General features: G+C 46.9%; 1 rRNA gene. It reads left to right on the forward strand.

Features of this window, described 5'->3' with window-relative positions:
• Positions 1-386, forward strand: a 23S ribosomal RNA gene (locus tag ACNKW3_RS19850); the annotation flags it as partial.

A 386-nucleotide genomic window follows, 5' to 3' on the forward strand; every position in this document is an offset into this window, starting at 1 on the left:
GAAAGCGTAATAGCTCACTAGTCGAGTCGGCCTGCGCGGAAGATGTAACGGGGCTAAGCAATATACCGAAGCTGCGGATTTAGAGAGCATCACTTAATTAGCTTGTGCAGTGAAAACAAGTGAAGAAGTATCTTGTTGAGAAAAGCGAGCAAATCTAAAGGGCCATGGGCGCAGGATTTGCTAAACAGGTTGGACAGTTTTATCGACCCGTCTCGCAGCGTACGTTTTTGTACGAGAGAAACGGAAGCGATACAAGTGTTCAAGATGTAACGCAAAGACAAGCGGGCTGATTAAGGATGCTCTCTATCTGGTAGGGGAGCGTTGTGTAAGTGGATGAAGGTGTGTTGAGAAGCATGCTGGACATATCACAAGTGCGAATGCTGACA

Origin of the sequence: Glaciecola sp. 1036 (genome assembly GCF_050306235.1) — a bacterium.
Classification (GTDB): Bacteria; Pseudomonadota; Gammaproteobacteria; order Enterobacterales; family Alteromonadaceae; genus Glaciecola.